Genomic DNA, 16,643 nt, shown 5'->3' with positions numbered 1-16,643 from the left:
GGTAGAACCTTACTTTTTCTTAAAAATGATCAACTTGCTGAACACATAGTTCAGCACGATCACCAGTACATTGGAAAAGATCTTCACGGCAAGGCCCCACAGTGCCTGCGCATTGTAGCGGCTGGTAACGAAGATCGCCGTGGGGCCGTCTGCACCGCCGATGACGGCAATAGCGGCAGAGCCATCCGTGACCCCCGCCGGTGTGCCTGCATAGGAGGCTGCCATCTGGATGGCCGTATCCGGGCCAAGCCAGTGGGCCACCACGCTCAGCACCCCCTGCATCAGCTCGTCCATCAGCGCGGCACCCTGCGCAGCCAGCAGATTGCCCAGCACCAGCATAATTGCAGTGTCCAGCAACATTGTACCCAGACGACAGGTGACGAATGCACCAAATTCCCTCGCCATGGCCTTGCCCTGCGTTTTGCTGCGGAACACAAAGGCGCGGTTGGTGCAGTAGGCAAACAGGATGCAGATGATGTTATCCAGCACATTGCCCCAGCTGTTGGCAGCTGTGTAGCCGAACAGCTTGTTGAACAGCGCATACAGCACAATGTTCAGCAGGGTGGTCAGCACACCAAAGATGAGATAGGAAAGCACTTCCCAGTGCTTTTTGATCCAGTTTATCATAAAACTCACGTTTCCTCAACCGCAGGGCCTGCCTGCGAGGGGATAAAAAACAGCCCCGCCGCCGTTATCCCGGCAACGGGGCTGTTGATCGCATTGTGTCAGGCGTTTGCCTTCACGATGGGCTGATTACTCAGCGTCCTCGTTCAGCAGAGCCTTCATGGACAGGCTGATGCGCTTCTTGTCGAAGTCGACATCCAGCAGCTTCACATCGACCATATCGCCGACCTTCAGTGCGTCGGAGACCTTCTCAACGCGGTCATTGCTGATCTCGCTGATGTGGACCAGACCGTCAACACCCGGCAGGATGCGGACGAAAGCACCGAACTTGGTCAGAGAGACGACCGGAGCATGGAAGGTGCTGCCGATGGGGTAGTTGTTCTTCAGCTGCTCCCAGGGGTTGTCCTCAGCCTTCTTGTAGCCCAGAGAGACCTTGTGGTTCTCACGGTCGATATCCTTCACATACACCTCGATGGTGTCGCCGACAGAGACGACCTCAGAGGGATGCTTGATGCGGTTCCAGCTCAGCTCGCTGATGTGGCACAGGCCGTCCACACCGCCGATATCGACGAATGCACCGTAAGAGGTCAGGCTCTTGACAACGCCGGTGTAGCTCTTGCCCACTTCGACATTTGCCCAGAACTCCTCACGCTTTGCCTTGTTCTGCTCAGCGGTGACCTTGTTGATGCTGCCGACGATCTTGCGGCCGGAGCACTCGGTGACGACCAGCTGAACGTGCTGGCCGACCAGAGCAGTGTAGTCCTCGTCGCGGCGCATCGTGGCCTGAGAACGGGGAACGAACACCTTGACGCCCTTGACGTTGACGACAACGCCGCCCTTGTTGAACTCGGTGACATCGCCCTCGACGACTTCACCGGATTCTGCTGCCTTGGCGATCTCTTCCATGCCCTTGCGAGATGCGAGCTTCTTGCGGGAGAGCTGGATGACGCCGTCCTGGTCCATAACCTTCTCGACGATGAGGTCCAGCTCATCGCCAACCTTCACCAGGTCTTCGACCTTGGCGGAGGAATCATCGGTCAGCTCGCTCAGCTTGACAAAGCCGGTCTGCTTCGCACCGATATCCACCTGGATCTCGTTGGCAGAGATGCTGGTCACGATTCCTTTCACAATACTGCCTGCATGAACACGCTTCTCCTCGGATGCGTTCAGCATCTCCTCGAAGCTCATGCTGTCATTGATTTCTGCGCTCATACTGTTAAGTACCTCCTCAATAATAGACGATGGCGTTGAAGCCCCTGCTGTGACGCCCGCCGTTTTAACATTCGCAAACCATTCAGGCCGAAGTTCGCTCGCTGTCTCGACCGTTACGGCTCGCGTGTGCTTTGCGGCGACCTGTACCAGCTTTTGGGTATTGGAAGAATGATGACCGCCAATGACAACAATGATGTCGCATTGCTGGCTGAGGTCTTCCGCTTCCTGTTGCCTCGCCCACGTCGCATTACATATTGTATCAAAAATTCGGGCGTTTGTATAGGCTTTTTTGAGAAACTCCGAACTTTCTTGCCATTTTGTTACCTGAAATGTGGTCTGTGCAACCGCAAAAATGGGTTTTGAGGGGTCCGAAGGGCCTTTCCAGGCCTTCAACTCGTCCAGATCACTGAACACAAATACCTCTCCCCCGGTATGTCCGACGATGCCCTGCACCTCCGGATGGGTCTTGTCGCCTGCCACCAGCAGCACCGCGCCCTCGGCCTCGGCCCTGGCGGCGATGTTCTGGATCTTCTTCACAAAGGGGCAGGTCGCGTCGTGGTAGACCAGGGCGCGCTGCTCCAGCGTGTCGTAAATGCTGCGGGGCACACCGTGGCTGCGGATGATGACTTCGTACCCGGTGGGGATGTCATCCACCGTGTCGGCCACCAGCGCCCCCCGGCGCTCCATATCGGCCACAGCCTGCGGGTTGTGGATGAGCGGCCCCAGCGTTGCCACCTTGTGGCCCTCATCCAGCAGGTTATACGTCAGCTCCACCGCCCGGTTCACACCGAAGCAGAAGCCCGCCGTCTTCGCCAAACGAATCTCCATGTTATCCTCCTGTCTTGATCGGCTTCACTCACGGTCGGCCCAAATCTTCCCATGCGTCCAGAAGCGCCTGCTTGTTGGCCCGCAGGGTCTTCAGGTCGCGGCGGCTCTCCATGGCGAACTGTGCGGCGGGCATCGGCTCGCCGTAGACGACCTTCACCTTGCAGAACAGCTTCATCCTGCCGTCCGGTGTGTCGTAAAGGATGCGCACCGGCACCACATCCACCGCCGCCTGCGCCGCAATGACGAACAGGCCGCTCTTGGGCTGCAGGAGCTTTCCTTCTTTTTCGCGGGTGCCCTCCGGGAAGATGAGCAGTGTGCCGCCGTTCCGGCAGGCCTCCACCGTCTGGTCGATCACATCCAGCTCTTCGCGGGTGCCGCGCACACACAGCGCCCCCATCCAGCGGAAAAACCAGGTCAGCAGCACGTTGATCTCAAACAGTTCCTTCTTGGCGAAGACCACCATCCGCCGCCCCCAGAACCGGGTGATGACCACGAACACCGGGTCGATGGCGGAAACATGGTTCGGTGCGATGATGCAGCCGTTCGTCCGGACTTTCTTCAGATTCTCCCGGCCGATGCACTCCACTCGGAACCCGATGTGGAACACGATCCACGCCAGCGGGAGCAAAATATAATAGAGTACCATTGCGCTCCTCTCAGACCTTGGATGCGATGATCTGTTTCATGGCATCCAGGCTCTGCTCAAAGTTGAGCTCAGAGGTGTCCAGCAGAACGGCGTCGTCGGCCTGCTTCAGCGGGGCAGCCTCGCGGTGGGTGTCCTGATAATCGCGCTGCTTCACATCTTCCAGCACCTTTTCAAAGGAGATGTCCACGCCCTTCTCCTGATACTCCTTCCAGCGGCGTCTGGCGCGGGCCTCCGGGGCAGCGGTCAGGAAGATCTTCACGGTCGCATGGGGCAGCACCACCGTGCCGATGTCGCGGCCGTCCATCAGAACGTTCTGGGTCCGGGTCATATCGCGCTGCTGATCCAGCAGGAAAGCGCGGACTGCCGGGTTGGCCCCCACAGCCGAAGCCGCCATGCCCACCTCATCGGTGCGGATGAGCCGGCTGACGTCCTCCCCGTTCAGGTAGATGTGCTGTTCGCCGTCCACCGAATCCAGCCGCAGCGAGATCTCCGGCAGCAGTGCATTGACGGCCTCATTGTCCTTGGGGTCTTTGCCCGCGCGCAGTGCATACAGGCCGATGGTGCGGAACATCGCACCGGTATCCACATAAATGTAGCCCAGCTCAGCCGCCAGACGGCGCGCCAGCGTGGATTTGCCCGCACCTGCAGGCCCATCGATCGCAACAGAAATCATGTGTATGTCTCCTTCTATATAAATTATAAATTATTTGCAAAACTCTGTGCGGTGCAGAACGCGATCTGCAAATTGTAGCCGCCGGTGTAGGCGTCCACGTCCAGCACCTCGCCTGCAAAATAGAGGCCCAGCGCCTTCTTGCTCTGCATGGTCTTGGGGTCAACCTCCCGCACCGACACGCCGCCCGACGTGATGACCGCATGGGCCAGGTCGCCGCGGGCATCAATGGGCACCTTCCAGTGCTTGCACAGCTGCACCAGCTCCCGCTTCTGCTCGCGGGTGATCTGGTTGGCTCTGGTGGTCGGGTCGATGCCCCAGCGAGCCACCATGACCGGCTGCATACTGGACGGCAGCAGCTTGACCAGCGCCCCCTGCGCCGCGTGGTTCGCCAACAGGGCAAAATCGCGGGTGATGCGATCGTAGAGCTGCTCCTCGCTCAGGGCGGGCTTCAGGTCGATTTCCGCATGGTAGCGGTGCTTTTTCATGTCGCCGAGGTGGCTGGATGCGCTCAGCGTCAGCGGGCCGCTGATGCCGAAGTGGGTAAACAGCATCTCGCCCTGCTCGTCGAAGATGGCCTTGCCGTCCTCAAACAGGGTCAGCGTCACATTTTTCAGGGCCAGCCCCATCATCTTCTTGCAGTCCGGGTCATGGCTGACCAGACTCACCAGGCTGGGCACCGGCTCCACGATGGTGTGCCCGGCCTGCTCGGCCAGTTTGTAGCCGTCGCCGGTGGAGCCGGTTGTCGGGTAGCTCAGGCCGCCCGTAGCCACCAGCACGGCATCGGCGCGGTACTCCCTGCCGGAGGTTCCCCGCACCCCGACGCAGCGGCAGGCCGCACCAGGCTTTTTCTTTTTGGGGTGGCGCGGGTTCTCCGGCACCGCAGGGGCAGCCTCCTCAGCCGGGGCCAGCGGCTCCAGCAGCAGTTTTTGGGCCCCGTCGCGGACGATGCGGGCCTCCTCGGCGTAGCGCAGCAGCGCCTGACGGATCTCCTCGGCCCGGTCTGACACCGGGAACACCCGGCGGCCCCGCTCGACCTTCAGTTCCACGCCCAGCCCCTCAAACAGCTCCATCGTTCTGGCTGGCGGGAACGCCCACAGCGAGGAGAACAGGAAGCGCGGATTGGTCCGCACATGGCGCAGAAACTCCTCCGCTGTGCAGTCGTTGGTCACGTTGCAGCGGCCCTTGCCGGTGACAAGGATCTTCTGGCCGGGCTTTTCCATGTGCTCCAGCACCGTCACCTCGTGCCCCTGCCGCACAGCAGCACCCGCCGCCATCAGCCCGGCCGCACCGCCGCCCACGATCAACACCTTTGCCATCCTGCTTCCTCCTGTGTTCACGCTCTGTCGAAACTTGTTCTATTATATCATACCAGAATCGGCTTCCAAATGCAATCGCTTCCCGGCCCGGAACTGCTGGAAATCCCCACACAAAAAAGGCCCGCCGGGGGCTTTTTTCCTCCGGCGGGCCGCTGATTCAGTTCCTGCACGCTGCGGGGTCCAGATAGCTGTCACCCTGCTTCACTTCCAGATGCAGGTGGCTCTCCTCGGCGCACTCGCAGCTCACGCTGCCCACGGTGCCGAGCACCTGCCCGGCCGACACGGTGTCGCCCTCTTTCACCTTGGGGCTGGCCACACCGCAGAGCCGCCAGACACGGCCCGCGCTGTCCTTCACGGCCACGACCGGCCCCCAGCTGCCATCGGCACCAGCCAGCACCACGCTGCCGTCCACCGGGGAAGGAACTGCTTCGCCTTCGCGGGCTGCATAGTCGATGCCGTTGTGGGTGCGCCAGTCGCCCAGCGTCTTGTTGTACACCAGCTCATCGCCGCTGTAGGCGTTCAACACTCTGCCAAAGATGGGCTGCGTGGAAGCAGGCGCTGCCGAACTGCTGGCAGGCGAGGATGCGCCTTGCAAGGCGGAGGGTTCGCGCACCGAACCAGAGCCAGACGCCTGCCCAGACGAGGCAGCAGACGACGCTGAAGACCCGGCTCTGGGGGCCGGGTCGGCCTTGGGGACATTGGCCACACTGTTTGCGGCGGGCGTAGTAGGCTGCTGCCATTCGGGATATTCCTCCTCCGGGATGATCGTCAGGTCTTCGTCGATGCCGGGCAGGGTCGATGTGCTGTCCGGCTCGTTCAGGCCGTCAAGGTTCTCTTTCAGCTCGTCCCGGACGGTGCGCACGGCCCAGACGCCCGCCGCAGCCGCGGCCACCAGACAGGCCAGCAGCGCCAGCGCAAACCCCTTGTCCCGCAGAAATCTTTTGAGTTGTTCCATGGTTCGTTACTCCAATCATCGTTTGTGTACGGTCCAAATTCTGATTGTAGTGTGCGATGGCTGCGCAGGGTTTATTCAGTTGTTCCTATAAAAAATAAGGGATGTGCCCGCCGGGCACATCCCTTATTTTTTAGGATCGTCAGCTGCGGCGGCGGTTGTTGCCCAGCAGACGGACGACATACAGGAAGATGTTGATGAAGTCCAGATACAGGGTCAGCGCACCGTAGATGGAAGCCTTTTCCGCCATTTCGGCGTCGGCAGCGTAGTAGCTGTACATCTGCTGTAGCTTCTGGGTATCGTAGGCGGTCAGCAGCATGAAGACCACCAGGCCGATGCCGCAGTAGAGCACCGAGCCGCCAAAACCGAAGCCGAACAGCATTCCGACAAAGCCGGTGATGAGCATGGCCACCAGTGCCATCATCAGGCGGGGGCCCCAGCCGGTCAGGTCTTTATGGGTAGTGGTGCCGTAGACGGCCATCAGGCCAAAGTACAGCGCCGTGGAAAGGAAGGCTAAGATCAGCGTCCCCACCGAGAAGGCGAGGAAGTAGTAGCTGAGCACCATGCCGTTGAGCAGCGCGTACCCGAAGAAGGTCGCCCTTGCCCCCTGCACCGACATGGTCTGCACACGGGAGCTGAGCACGAACACGAGGGCCAGCTCAGCGATGGTGAGCACAAGGTAAAGCGAATCGACCAGATACAGCAACGGAGTTGTCGCGGTGATATAGGCCATTGCAAAGGTGATGAGCAGCCCGCTGGCCATCCAGCGGTAGGTGCGGGTCATATAGTCCGATGCGCTCATCGTAGGCTCCGCATAGCCGCGGTCATAATTTCTGTAATCCATGGTAAGATCCTCCCATCTTGTTCCGGAGCCTTGCCCCGGTCTACGAAATATAGTATACTGCATAGAAATGAACGTTTCATGAAAAAGGCTGTGATATTTCGTGTCTCTTGGACTTTATCTCCACATTCCCTACTGTTTTTCCAAATGCAGGTACTGCGATTTCTATTCCGCACCCGGCCAGCGGGGCGTCCCCTCGGCATACGTGGACGCCCTGCTGCGGGAGCTGCACCGCTTTTCGCCGGATGCCCCACTCCGCCCGGACACCCTCTATTTCGGCGGCGGCACCCCCAGCCTGCTGGCCCCGGAGGATGCCGCCCGGCTGATCGCGGCAGCGTCTCCCCTCCCCGGTGCCGAGGTCACGCTGGAAGCCAACCCGGAAACGGTCACCGAGGCATCGCTCTGTGCCTTCCGGGAAGCCGGCATCAACCGCATCTCCTTCGGCGTCCAGTCCGCGCGGGACAGCCAGCTGAAAACGCTGGGCCGCCCCCACACGGCCCGGCAGGCGCGGGCGGCATTCGCAGCCGCGCGGCGGGCAGGCTTCGAGAACATCAGCGGCGACATCATGCTGGCCCTGCCCCATTATACGCAGGCGGAGTTCGACGAGACGCTGGAACTGATCGAGAGCGGCGGTGCCACCCACATCTCGGCCTATCTGCTCAAGATCGAGCCGGACTCCGCGTTTGGCCGGCATCCGCCGGAGGGGCTGCCCTCCCCGGACGAAGCGGCGGACGTTTATCTCTACGCCGTCGAGCAGCTGGAACACCACGGCTACCAGCAGTACGAGATCTCCAACTTTGCAAGACCCGGCTATGAGGGGAAGCACAACCTCATCTATTGGGACTGCGGGGACTACCTCGGCCTCGGCCCGGCGGCGCACTCCTGCATGGGCGGCAGGCGGTTCTATTACCCCGCCGACACCGAAGCCTTTCTTCACGACACTGCCGCTCCCATTCTGGACGGCGGCTGCGGCGCAGAGGATTATCTCATTTTACAGCTGCGCCTGCGCAAGGGGCTGGACCTGGCGGAGTACAAGGCCCGCTTCGGGAAGGAATTTTCCACTTCGCAGCTTGCCTTTGTCAAAAACTGCGTCAAGAACGGCTATGCGTCCTTCGACGGCCGCACCCTCGCGCTGACCCCCGCCGGGCTGATCGTGCAAAACAGCATCCTGGCAGAATTGTTATAATTCCATCACCCGCCAGCCTAGCTCCTGAATGGCCTCCTGATCGTGGGTGGCCAGCAGAACGACCTTTTCGCCGCAGCGCTCCTTCAGCAGCGCTGCGGCTTTTTTCATGGTGTCGGGGTCCATGCCGGTGAACGGCTCGTCCAGCAGCAGGGTGTCGCTCTCGGCCCAGAGTGCCCGCAGCAGGGCCGCACGGCGTTTCTGCCCGCCGGACAGCTTTCGTGCCGGAAGCGAGAGGGCGGCTTCATCCAATCCGATCTGTAAAAAATCGTCGCGGATCTGCTCTCTGTATTTCGTTTTTCCCTCCGGGAGCACCAGTTCCACGTTCTGGATCGCGTTCAGCTGGGGGCAGAGCCGGTCTTCCTGAAAGACAGCCCCCACCTTCCCCACGCCGGTCACGGTGCCGGAGGTGGGCACTTCCAGCCCCATGAGGATGCGGAGCAGGGTCGTTTTGCCCCACCCGCTGGGTGCCCAGAGGATGACCGGGCCGGTAACGGTCAGGTCCAGCGCTTCGAAGAGCGTTTTTTCTCCGAAGCGTTTTGTCAGATTCGAAATTTCCAGTTTGTATTGCATTTTACACACCCTCTTCCCCCAGCACGCGGGCCACAGCTCTGTCCAGCAGGGCCAGGAACAGCTTTTCGAACACTGCGCTCAGCAGGATGATGACAAAAGTCCAGGCGAACAGCTCCCCGGTGGACAGGGTGATCTTGGCCCGGTACAGCGCATCGCCGATGCTGCCGTCGGGCAGGCCGATGACTTCCGCCGCTACGCCGCTCTTCCAGCAGATGCCCAGTGCCACGCTGCACCCCTGCCGGAACGCCGGCAGCACAGCCGGGAGCCAGATGGCCCGCAGCCGACGCCCCAGCGGGAGCCGGAACACCTTTGCCATTTCCAGCAGCTGCACATCCACGCTCCCGATGCCGGTGCGCACCGCGCCGTAGAGCACCGGCAGCACCATCAGAAAGCTGATGAGGACCGACAGCGAGCTTCCGCTGACCCACACCAGTGCCAGAATGATGAAGCTCGCCACCGGCGTCGCCTTCACCAGCTGCATCACCGGCGCGAGCAGGGCTTCCACCCACGCCCAGCGCCCGGCGGCCACGGCCAGCACCACGCTGGACACCGCCCCCAGCCCGAAGCCCAGCAGGATGCGCCCGGCGCTGAAGCCAATGCGCTGCCAGAACTCTGCCTGGGGCAGCAGCTCCAGCAGGGTGCCCAGCGCCTGCACCGGCGACACCAGAAAGACCTCCTGCCCCACGGCCATGGCCGCAGCCTGCCAGACCGCCAGCCAGAACCCCGCCGCCGCCCACTTTGCCAGGCGGCTTTTTTTCGTTTGTTTCATTGCGTTCGTCCGCTCCTTCCCGTTCCCTGTTTTTTCTTTTATAAGATAGCATATCATGTGATAGAATACAATTCTTCACCTTTCTTTTTCTTGACGTGAGGAGTTTTCGCTTCTATACTGTAAAGTAGTTCATCGGGCATCCCGCCCGGAAAGGAGACCCTCCCCCATGCAGAAGCTCCCCGTCAGGCAGCGCCTGCTCCTCGGTTTTACGCTGTTTTCGATGTTCTTCGGTGCCGGAAACCTGATCTTTCCGCCCCATCTCGGCGCACAGGCCGGTTCCAACTTCTGGCCTGCCTTTGCCGGGTTCGCCGTCAGCGCCACCGGCCTGCCCATCGCAGGCGTGGTGGCCGTGGCCAGAGCGGGCGGGTTCGACCAGCTGGCCAGCCGGGTCCACCCGAAGTTTTCCCTCGTGTTCACCATTCTGGTCTATCTCTCCATCGGGCCATGCCTCGCCATCCCCCGCACGGCCAGCACCTCATTCGAGATGCTGGTGCCTCTGGTAGGCGGCGGGCGCGGCCTGCAGCTGAGCTACTCCATCGTTTTCTTTGCGGCGGCGTTCCTCGTGGCGCTCCATCCGGAAAAACTCACCGACCGGCTGGGCCGCGTCCTCTGCCCGGCCCTCATCGCGCTGATCTTCGTCCTGTTCGCGGGCTGTCTGCTCCACCCTGTGGCCGCGCAGTACGGCCCCCCTGCCGCCGCCTATGCCCGCCTGCCTGCATTCGAAGGCATCCTGGGCGGCTACCAGACCATGGACGCCCTTGCGGGGCTGAACTTCGGGGCTGTCCTCGCGCTCAACATCCAGGCCCTCGGCGTCACCGAAGAAAACGCCATCCGTCAGAACACCATCCGGGCGGGCTTCCTCGCGGGCGGGCTGCTGCTGGTCATCTACGCCATGCTGGGCCATGTGGGCGCGCTGACCGGTGCCGCCGCGCCGGACTGCACCACCGGCGCCGAGGTCCTCTCTGCCCTTGCCAGCGCCCTGTTCGGCCGGGCCGGGCAGCTGCTCTTAGCGGCCATCTTCCTCATCGCCTGCTTCAACACCTGTGTGGGGCTCATCTCCTGCGTAGGGCAGTATTTCCACACCCTGCTCCCCCGCATCCCCTACCCGGCCCTCGCGGGCTTTTTCGCCGCCGCCAGTATGCTCATCTCCAACATCGGGCTGGCGGGCATCATCCGGCTGTCCACCCCGGTTCTGGGCGCACTGTATCCGGCAGCCATCGTGCTCATCGCGCTGTCGTTCCTGCCCAAAGCGTTCCAGAAGCGGAGCGTCTACGTCTGCACCGTCGCACTGACGGCCGTGCAGAGCGTCCTTGCGGCCCTGCCGTTCACCGCCGCTTTCGTCACCGCCCTGCCGCTGGGATCCTATGGCTTCGGCTGGGTCGTCCCGGCAGCGGCGGGGCTGCTGGTCGGGTTCCTGTTCCCATAAAAAAGTGCCGTGCGGCTGCACGGCACTTTTTTATAGAAGTCCTGTTTACTTCAGCGAGTTGACCAGGCGCTGGAATGCCTTCTGCACACGTTTGGCCACCGTGGCCTCGGTGTAGTAGAAGTTTGCATCCGGCAGCTTGCCGCCCACGGCGGCGGGCGAAGCGTCATAGAGCACCTGCAGATAAGCGTTGACGTCTGCCTTCATCTCGTCGCCGATGCGGTAGACGATGTTGCACTTGGGCAGCGCCTTCTTCGCGATGGCTGCCTTGGCCACCACGCCGACCTCCTCGCAGAGTGCGGCGGTGCCGTCCAGGTCGTCGTTGGCGGCATCCACGCTCTTCTGGTAGTCCTTCAGGAAGTTGATGACCTCCTCCGGGTGCTCCTCTGCGTAGGCGGTGCGCACCACCGTCACGCCGGTGATGAGCTGGGTGTCGCAGACCTTGTTCCACTCCCTGGTCAGGTCCAGCACGACGCGCAGGCTGCTGTCCTTCATCTGGGCGGCCGTCACATAGGGCTGGGGCAGCACGGCGATGGCGTCTTTCTTCGTGGCAGCCATCTGGGCAGTCACCTCAGATGCCTCGCTGTAATATTCGATCTTCACATCCTTGTCGGGGTCGATGCCGTTCTTCCGGAGCAGATAGCGCAGCACGTACTCCGGGGTAGTCCCCTTACCGGTGGACAGGATGGTGCGGCCCTTCAGGTCTGCAAAGCTGTGGACGGTGTCGCCCTTTTCCACCACATACAGCACGCCCAGCGTGTTCACGGCCATGACCTGGATGCCGCCGCTGGTCTTCTGGTAGAGGGTGGCGGCGAGGTTGGCCGGGATGGCGGCAATGTCCACTTCGCCCTTGATGAGCTTGGGCACGACCTCATCGGCGGCACCGTAGAGCTGCAGGTCGTAGTTCTGGGAAGCCGTTCCGTTCTGTTCCATGGCCAGCAGATTCACCAGACCCATGGTGGTGGGGCCTTTCAGGCCGGCCACCCGGACGGTGGTGTTCGTCTTGGCCGATGCCCCGCAGGCCAGCATCCCGACGAGCAGCGCCGCCGACAGCAGCAGGGATGTCAGTTTTTTCATCATTGTGTTGTTCCTTCCTCTCTTGATCTGTTCCAATCGTGAACAAATTTGCAAATTTTTCGAAAAACATTTGCTTTACAGGCTCAAGTTTACTATAATAGAGCCAAAAATACCGTTGCACGCGCAACGGAATCGCCAGTGGGCGGTGAGGGCCCGGAGAAAACCTCACAGGACGGCTATGGAAAACATTCTTCCTTTGTTACGATCGACCTCTCTTTTCACCGGCATCGAAGACGACGCGCTCCGCGTTCTGCTGAGCGAGCTGGGTGCGGTGATCCGCAGCTACGGCAAGGGCGAAGCCCTGGTGCAGGCGGGGATGCCCAGCCGCCGGGTGGGCATCGTGCTCACCGGCAGCATCGAAGCCTACCGCCCTGCGCCGGGCGGGGCCCGTGTGCCCATCACCCGGATGGGGCCGGGCGGTGTCTTCGGCGATGTGCTGGGCGGCTCCAGTCTGGACAGCCCCGTCACCGTGGTGGCAGCTTCCAGCTGCGAGGTGCTGCTCTTCCCCTATGAGCGGCTGCTCCTCTCGGACGGCAGCGCCGCCCACCAGCAGGCGCTGCAGAACCTTGTGCGCACCATCAGCGACAAGTATTTCCTGCTCTCCCGCCGGGTGGACCTGCTGGTGCTGAAAAGCCTGCGGGCCAAGGTCTGCGCCTACCTGCTCAGTGAGGCTGAGCAGCAGGGCAGCCTGACCTTTTCCATCCCCTTCTCCCGCATCCAGCTGGCCGACTACCTCAACTGCGACCGCAGCGCCCTCTCGCGGGAGCTGAGCCTGATGCAGCGCGACGGCCTGCTGGACACCTACCGTTCCAGCTTCAAGCTGCTGCAGCCGGATGCGCTGCGGCAGATGGTGCTCTGACGGCCCGTTCCTGCGTACAATCCATAACACGAGGTAACATTTCATGTCCAAACCCATTCTCTGGATCGTCATCCCCTGTTACAACGAGGAAAAGGTCCTGCCCATCACGGCCCCGATGTTTTTGCAGAAGCTCCAGTCGCTGGCCGAAAAGGGCCTTGTCAGCGACAAGAGCCGGGTGCTCTTCGTCAACGACGGCTCCCGCGATTCCACCTGGGAGCTCATCTGCCGGTTCGCAAAGGAAGATGAACACTTCATCGGCATCTCCCAGAGCCGGAACCGCGGCCATCAGAACGCCGTGCTGGCCGGGCTGATGGAGGCGAAAGCCAGCGACTGCGACGTCACCATCTCCATCGACTGCGACGGGCAGGACGACATCAACGCCATGGACGAGATGGTGCAGAAGTATCTGGACGGTGCCGAGGTGGTCTACGGTGTGCGCAGCCGCCGCGACACCGACACCTTCTTCAAGCGGTTCACCGCCGAGGGGTTCTACCACCTGATGAACGCTCTGGGGGCCGACATCGTCTTCAACCACGCCGACTACCGGCTCATCAGCGCCCGCGTGCTGGAGAGCTTTGCGGACTATAAAGAGGTCAACATCTTCCTGCGCGGCATGGTGCCGCTGGTGGGCTTTCCCAGTGCGACCGTAAGCTACGAGCGCCACGAGCGTCTGGCCGGCGAGAGCCACTACCCCCTGCGCAAGATGCTGGCACTGGCCTTTGACGGCATCACCAGCCTGTCCAACAAGCCCATCCGGCTCATCACCGGCGCAGGCATCGTCGTCAGCCTCATCAGCTTCATCGGCGTCATCTGGGCCATCGTGCAGGCGGCGCTGGGCAGCGTGGTGGCGGGCTGGGCCTCCACCATCTGCATCGTCTGCTTCGTGGGCGGCGTCCAGCTCATCTGCCTGGGCGTCATCGGCGAATACATCGGCAAGATCTACATGGAGACCAAGGCGCGCCCCCGCTACATCATCAGCGAGCGCACCTGGGCCCCGTATGAAAGGAAGTATCACGGATGAGCAAACAGAGCTGGAAAGGCAGCACCCTGCTGAACCCGGAACCGCCGGTGCTGGTCTCCTGCGGCGGGCTGGAGACCCCCAACCTCATCACCATCGGCTGGACGGGCACCATCTGCACCCAGCCCAGCATGGTATCCATCAGCGTCCGGCCGGAGCGGTTCAGTCACCACCTCATCCGGGAGAGCGGGCAGTTCGCCATCAACCTGCCCACGGAGGCACTGGTCCGTTCGGTGGACTGGTGCGGCGTCAAAAGCGGCCGGGATGTGGACAAATTCGCCGCCTGCGGGCTCCATGCAGCCCCCGGCACGGTCCTGACCGACTGCCCCATCCTCGAAGAAAGCCCGGTCAACCTCGAATGCCGGGTCACGCAGGTCATTCCGCTGGGCAGCCACGACCTCTTTCTGGCAGAGGTCGTAGCCTGCGATGTGGACGAGAGCCTGCTGGACGAGAACGGCAAGCTCTGCCTCGACAAGGCCCGGCTCATCGTCTACAGCCACGGCGAGTACCTGAGCCTCGGCAAAAAGCTGGGCACCTTCGGTTACAGTGTGCGGAAGAAAAAGCCCACCCGGAAAAAATACAGATAAGCGCAAAAATGCCCTTCCGGCAGCAAGTCCGGAAGGGCATTCGTTTTTTATCGGGACAGCAATTCCGTCAGGCAGCGCACCGTCCGGCCGTGATTTCCGGTCACGGTCTCGGCGTGGAGCAGGCTGCTCAGAACGCTTTCCTCCACGCATTCTGCCACCGCACGGAAGAGCGGGTTGATGGCGTCGTCGTGGAGGATGGCCATGGGCAGGATGGCCGTGTCGGCGTAATGCGGCATCCGGTTGGCCGTGGTAAAGGCGATCACGATCTCGCCGCTGCCGTTGCCGCAGTAGGAGCCAGTGCGGGACAGGCCCACCAGCGCCCGGTGGCAGAGCCGCCGCAGCTGGCGCTCGCTGAGCGGGATGTCCGTAGCCAGCACCGTGATGATGGAGCCTTTGTCCTCATGAGGCGGGATCTTCGCATCCAGCAACGTCTGGATGGGCGTCCCCGCCACGACGAGGTCGTCGAAAACGGCATGGTTCGAGAGGACGAGCGCACCGATGGTGTAGGTCTTCCCGTCCAGCTCCACCTGCCGGGATGCCGACCCGATGCCGCCTTTCAGGCCGTGGCAGCGCATCCCGCGCCCGGCTCCGACGGCACCCTCGGCAAAATCGGCCCGGCAGTCGGCCAACGCGGCAAAGACATGCTCTTCGGTCACATGCAGGCCCCGGATGTCGTTCAGGCCGCTGTCGTTGCACTCGCAGACGACCGGGTTCACGCTGCCGGTGGTCTCGCAAATATCCGGATTACGCTGCAGCATATACTTCACCAGTGCCGTCTCCACGGTGCCCACACTGAGGGTATTGGTGAACAGGATCGGCGTTTCCAGCGTCCCCAGCTCGTCGATCTGGACCAGGCCGGTCGTCTTGCCGAAGCCGTTGATGACATGGCTGGCCGCCAGCACCTTATCGTGGAACACATCGCCCGGATGCGGCAGCAGAGCCGTCACGCCGGTCTGGACATTGCCGTCCGCCAGTGTGCAGTGCCCCACCGTCACGCCCGGCACATCGCTGATCTTGTTCCGCGGCCCGTGCGGCAGTCTGCCGACCCGGAAGCCCCATTTGTTCGTTTCGATTCCCATTGCAGCATCCTCCTTTGGACCAGTGCTCTTATTTTTCGTGTTTCACCCGCTCCATGGCCCCCAGGTCATACGGCGTGTTCTGGTAGACGTAATAGTTCAGCCAGTTCTCATACAGCAGGTGCGCATGGGCGCGCCAGCGGAAGAGGGGCGGCTGCTCCGGATCGTCGCCGGGGTAGTAGTTCTTCGGGATGGCGATGGGCAGGCCCTTTGCCACATCCCGCTTGTACTCCGCATCCAGCGTGTACTTATCATACTCCGGGTGGCCGGTCACGAAGATCTGCCGCCCGTTTTCGGTGCTCATGAGGAACGGCCCGGCCTCGTCGCTCTCGGCAAGGATGCGCAGTGCCTCGCAGCGGTCCACATCCGCACGGGAGATGCCGGTGTGGCGGCTGTGGGGGGCGTAGAACACCTCATCGAAGCCGCGGACCAGCGGGTTCGACGGGCGGGTGACCCGGTGCTCGAACACGCCGAACATCTTCTGGGGCAGGATCTCCTTCCGGACGCCGTAGTGATAGTACAGGCCCGCCTGTGCGCCCCAGCAGACATGCAAAGTGGAGTAGACATTCGTCTCGCTGAAGTCCATGATCTCACACAGCTCCGGCCAGTAATCCACCTGTTCAAACGCCATCGTCTCCACCGGTGCGCCGGTGATGATCATGCCATCGTAGCGGTCGTTCTTCACTTCATCGAAGGTCTTGTAAAAGGCCTCCAGATGCGCCGTGGAGACATGGGTAGCCGCGTGGCTGGCCGTCTGGAGCAGCGTCATGTGGACCTGCAGCGGTGTGTTGGCCAGCAGCCGGGCGATCTGGGTCTCGGTGGCGATCTTGGTCGGCATCAGGTTCAGGATCAGGATCTCCAGCGGGCGGATGTGCTGGGAGGCCGCCCGCTCCCGGTGCATGACGAAGACATTCTCCTCATAGAGGGCGTCGTAGGCGGGGAGCGTTTTGGGGATGATCAGGGGCATGACGATTTCTCCTTCGGGA

General features: G+C 61.9%; 17 protein-coding genes. 5 read left to right on the top strand and 12 right to left on the bottom strand.

All coding sequences use genetic code 11. From position 1 onward, the window contains the following. Positions 1-9: 9 nt before the first annotated feature. The 7 genes from I5P96_RS03705 to I5P96_RS03675 all read right to left on the bottom strand — a co-directional run bounded on the left by I5P96_RS03705 (position 10) and on the right by I5P96_RS03675 (position 7,095). Positions 10-627 carry a GtrA family protein gene (locus I5P96_RS03705; protein WP_223383219.1) on the bottom strand — a complete coding sequence of 206 codons (618 nt, stop codon included), beginning with the start codon at positions 625-627 and terminating at the stop codon, positions 10-12. Positions 628-753: 126 nt separating this feature from the next. Next, positions 754-2,664: a bifunctional 4-hydroxy-3-methylbut-2-enyl diphosphate reductase/30S ribosomal protein S1 gene (locus tag I5P96_RS03700; protein ID WP_223383215.1), complete on the bottom strand. Its 1,911-nt coding sequence runs from the start codon at positions 2,662-2,664 to the stop codon at positions 754-756. 28 nt (positions 2,665-2,692) lie between these two features. Continuing rightward, entirely contained in the window at positions 2,693-3,310 is a 618-nt protein-coding gene (locus I5P96_RS03695) for a lysophospholipid acyltransferase family protein (protein WP_223383214.1), read from the bottom strand. Positions 3,311-3,320: 10 nt separating this feature from the next. Further along, positions 3,321-3,983, bottom strand: coding sequence for a (d)CMP kinase (cmk, locus tag I5P96_RS03690; protein ID WP_118553584.1), 663 nt, complete (start codon positions 3,981-3,983; stop codon positions 3,321-3,323). Positions 3,984-4,006: 23 nt separating this feature from the next. Then, positions 4,007-5,299 (bottom strand): NAD(P)/FAD-dependent oxidoreductase, encoded by a 1,293-nt coding sequence (locus tag I5P96_RS03685; protein WP_223383212.1) that lies wholly within the window; start codon positions 5,297-5,299, stop codon positions 4,007-4,009. Positions 5,300-5,456: 157 nt separating this feature from the next. Further along, entirely contained in the window at positions 5,457-6,254 is a 798-nt protein-coding gene (locus tag I5P96_RS03680; protein WP_223383211.1) for a M23 family metallopeptidase, read from the bottom strand. A 139-nt stretch (positions 6,255-6,393) separates the two neighbouring features. Next, a complete protein-coding gene (locus I5P96_RS03675; RefSeq protein ID WP_223383209.1) occupies positions 6,394-7,095 on the bottom strand; it encodes a Bax inhibitor-1/YccA family protein in 702 nt (233 codons plus the stop codon). Positions 7,096-7,195: 100 nt separating this feature from the next. Here I5P96_RS03675 and hemW point away from each other — a divergent pair, with 100 nt between their 5' ends. Beyond that, positions 7,196-8,278, top strand: coding sequence for a radical SAM family heme chaperone HemW (hemW, locus tag I5P96_RS03670; RefSeq protein WP_223383208.1), 1,083 nt, complete (start codon positions 7,196-7,198; stop codon positions 8,276-8,278). Here the strand turns inward: hemW and I5P96_RS03665 are convergent. Beyond that, positions 8,273-8,848 carry an ATP-binding cassette domain-containing protein gene (locus I5P96_RS03665; RefSeq protein WP_223383207.1) on the bottom strand — a complete coding sequence of 192 codons (576 nt, stop codon included), beginning with the start codon at positions 8,846-8,848 and terminating at the stop codon, positions 8,273-8,275. The genes hemW and I5P96_RS03665 overlap by 6 nt on opposite strands. A gap of 1 nt (position 8,849) precedes the next feature. Beyond that, positions 8,850-9,617: an ABC transporter permease gene (locus tag I5P96_RS03660; RefSeq protein ID WP_223383205.1), complete on the bottom strand. Its 768-nt coding sequence runs from the start codon at positions 9,615-9,617 to the stop codon at positions 8,850-8,852. Positions 9,618-9,783: 166 nt separating this feature from the next. Between I5P96_RS03660 and brnQ the strand changes: the two genes are divergently transcribed. Beyond that, positions 9,784-11,043 (top strand): branched-chain amino acid transport system II carrier protein, encoded by a 1,260-nt coding sequence (gene brnQ / locus I5P96_RS03655; protein WP_223383203.1) that lies wholly within the window; start codon positions 9,784-9,786, stop codon positions 11,041-11,043. Positions 11,044-11,088: 45 nt separating this feature from the next. On the opposite strand, the gene I5P96_RS03650 is transcribed toward brnQ, so the two are convergent. Beyond that, a complete protein-coding gene (locus I5P96_RS03650; protein WP_223383720.1) occupies positions 11,089-12,117 on the bottom strand; it encodes an ABC transporter substrate-binding protein in 1,029 nt (342 codons plus the stop codon). A gap of 196 nt (positions 12,118-12,313) precedes the next feature. Here I5P96_RS03650 and I5P96_RS03645 point away from each other — a divergent pair, with 196 nt between their 5' ends. Genes I5P96_RS03645 through I5P96_RS03635 form a run of 3 tightly spaced genes read left to right on the top strand, consistent with a single transcriptional unit; the run spans position 12,314 to position 14,581 of the window. Continuing rightward, positions 12,314-12,976 carry a Crp/Fnr family transcriptional regulator gene (locus I5P96_RS03645; protein WP_223383201.1) on the top strand — a complete coding sequence of 221 codons (663 nt, stop codon included), beginning with the start codon at positions 12,314-12,316 and terminating at the stop codon, positions 12,974-12,976. Between the two features lie 43 nt (positions 12,977-13,019). Further along, positions 13,020-13,997: a glycosyltransferase family 2 protein gene (locus I5P96_RS03640; RefSeq protein WP_118553593.1), complete on the top strand. Its 978-nt coding sequence runs from the start codon at positions 13,020-13,022 to the stop codon at positions 13,995-13,997. Continuing rightward, positions 13,994-14,581, top strand: a complete 588-nt coding sequence (locus tag I5P96_RS03635) for a flavin reductase family protein (protein ID WP_223383199.1) — start codon at positions 13,994-13,996, stop codon at positions 14,579-14,581. Before I5P96_RS03640 ends, I5P96_RS03635 begins: the two co-directional genes overlap by 4 nt. A 47-nt stretch (positions 14,582-14,628) precedes the next feature. Here I5P96_RS03635 and I5P96_RS03630 read toward each other — a convergent pair whose 3' ends face one another. Then, the gene (locus I5P96_RS03630; protein ID WP_223383197.1) at positions 14,629-15,660 is read right to left on the bottom strand and encodes a P1 family peptidase; all 1,032 of its coding nucleotides are present in this window, start codon (positions 15,658-15,660) and stop codon (positions 14,629-14,631) included. A gap of 28 nt (positions 15,661-15,688) precedes the next feature. After that, on the bottom strand, positions 15,689-16,624 hold the full coding sequence (gene metA, locus I5P96_RS03625) for a homoserine O-acetyltransferase MetA (RefSeq protein WP_223383195.1): 936 nt from the start codon (positions 16,622-16,624) through the stop codon (positions 15,689-15,691). Positions 16,625-16,643: the final 19 nt, after the last annotated feature.

This window comes from Faecalibacterium prausnitzii (genome assembly GCF_019967995.1).
Lineage (GTDB): Bacteria > Bacillota > Clostridia > Oscillospirales > Ruminococcaceae > Faecalibacterium > Faecalibacterium prausnitzii_E.
The sequence above is the reverse complement of the archived record's forward strand: the minus strand, read 5'-3'. Positions and strand labels throughout refer to the sequence as shown.

Excerpts from the sequence above, each read along its gene's own strand:
- I5P96_RS03650 (WP_223383720.1), bottom strand. The coding sequence starts at position 12,117 with ATGAAAAAACTGACATCCCTGCTGCTGTCGGCGGCGCTGCTCGTCGGG.
- cmk (WP_118553584.1), bottom strand. The coding sequence starts at position 3,983 with ATGATTTCTGTTGCGATCGATGGGCCTGCAGGTGCGGGCAAATCCACG.
- I5P96_RS03660 (WP_223383205.1), bottom strand. The coding sequence starts at position 9,617 with ATGAAACAAACGAAAAAAAGCCGCCTGGCAAAGTGGGCGGCGGCGGGG.
- I5P96_RS03675 (WP_223383209.1), bottom strand. The coding sequence starts at position 7,095 with ATGGATTACAGAAATTATGACCGCGGCTATGCGGAGCCTACGATGAGC.
- I5P96_RS03685 (WP_223383212.1), bottom strand. The coding sequence starts at position 5,299 with ATGGCAAAGGTGTTGATCGTGGGCGGCGGTGCGGCCGGGCTGATGGCG.
- I5P96_RS03635 (WP_223383199.1), top strand. The coding sequence starts at position 13,994 with ATGAGCAAACAGAGCTGGAAAGGCAGCACCCTGCTGAACCCGGAACCG.
- I5P96_RS03630 (WP_223383197.1), bottom strand. The coding sequence starts at position 15,660 with ATGGGAATCGAAACGAACAAATGGGGCTTCCGGGTCGGCAGACTGCCG.
- metA (WP_223383195.1), bottom strand. The coding sequence starts at position 16,624 with ATGCCCCTGATCATCCCCAAAACGCTCCCCGCCTACGACGCCCTCTAT.
- I5P96_RS03705 (WP_223383219.1), bottom strand. The coding sequence starts at position 627 with ATGATAAACTGGATCAAAAAGCACTGGGAAGTGCTTTCCTATCTCATC.
- I5P96_RS03680 (WP_223383211.1), bottom strand. The coding sequence starts at position 6,254 with ATGGAACAACTCAAAAGATTTCTGCGGGACAAGGGGTTTGCGCTGGCG.
- I5P96_RS03665 (WP_223383207.1), bottom strand. The coding sequence starts at position 8,848 with ATGCAATACAAACTGGAAATTTCGAATCTGACAAAACGCTTCGGAGAA.
- I5P96_RS03640 (WP_118553593.1), top strand. The coding sequence starts at position 13,020 with ATGTCCAAACCCATTCTCTGGATCGTCATCCCCTGTTACAACGAGGAA.
- I5P96_RS03700 (WP_223383215.1), bottom strand. The coding sequence starts at position 2,664 with ATGGAGATTCGTTTGGCGAAGACGGCGGGCTTCTGCTTCGGTGTGAAC.
- brnQ (WP_223383203.1), top strand. The coding sequence starts at position 9,784 with ATGCAGAAGCTCCCCGTCAGGCAGCGCCTGCTCCTCGGTTTTACGCTG.
- I5P96_RS03695 (WP_223383214.1), bottom strand. The coding sequence starts at position 3,310 with ATGGTACTCTATTATATTTTGCTCCCGCTGGCGTGGATCGTGTTCCAC.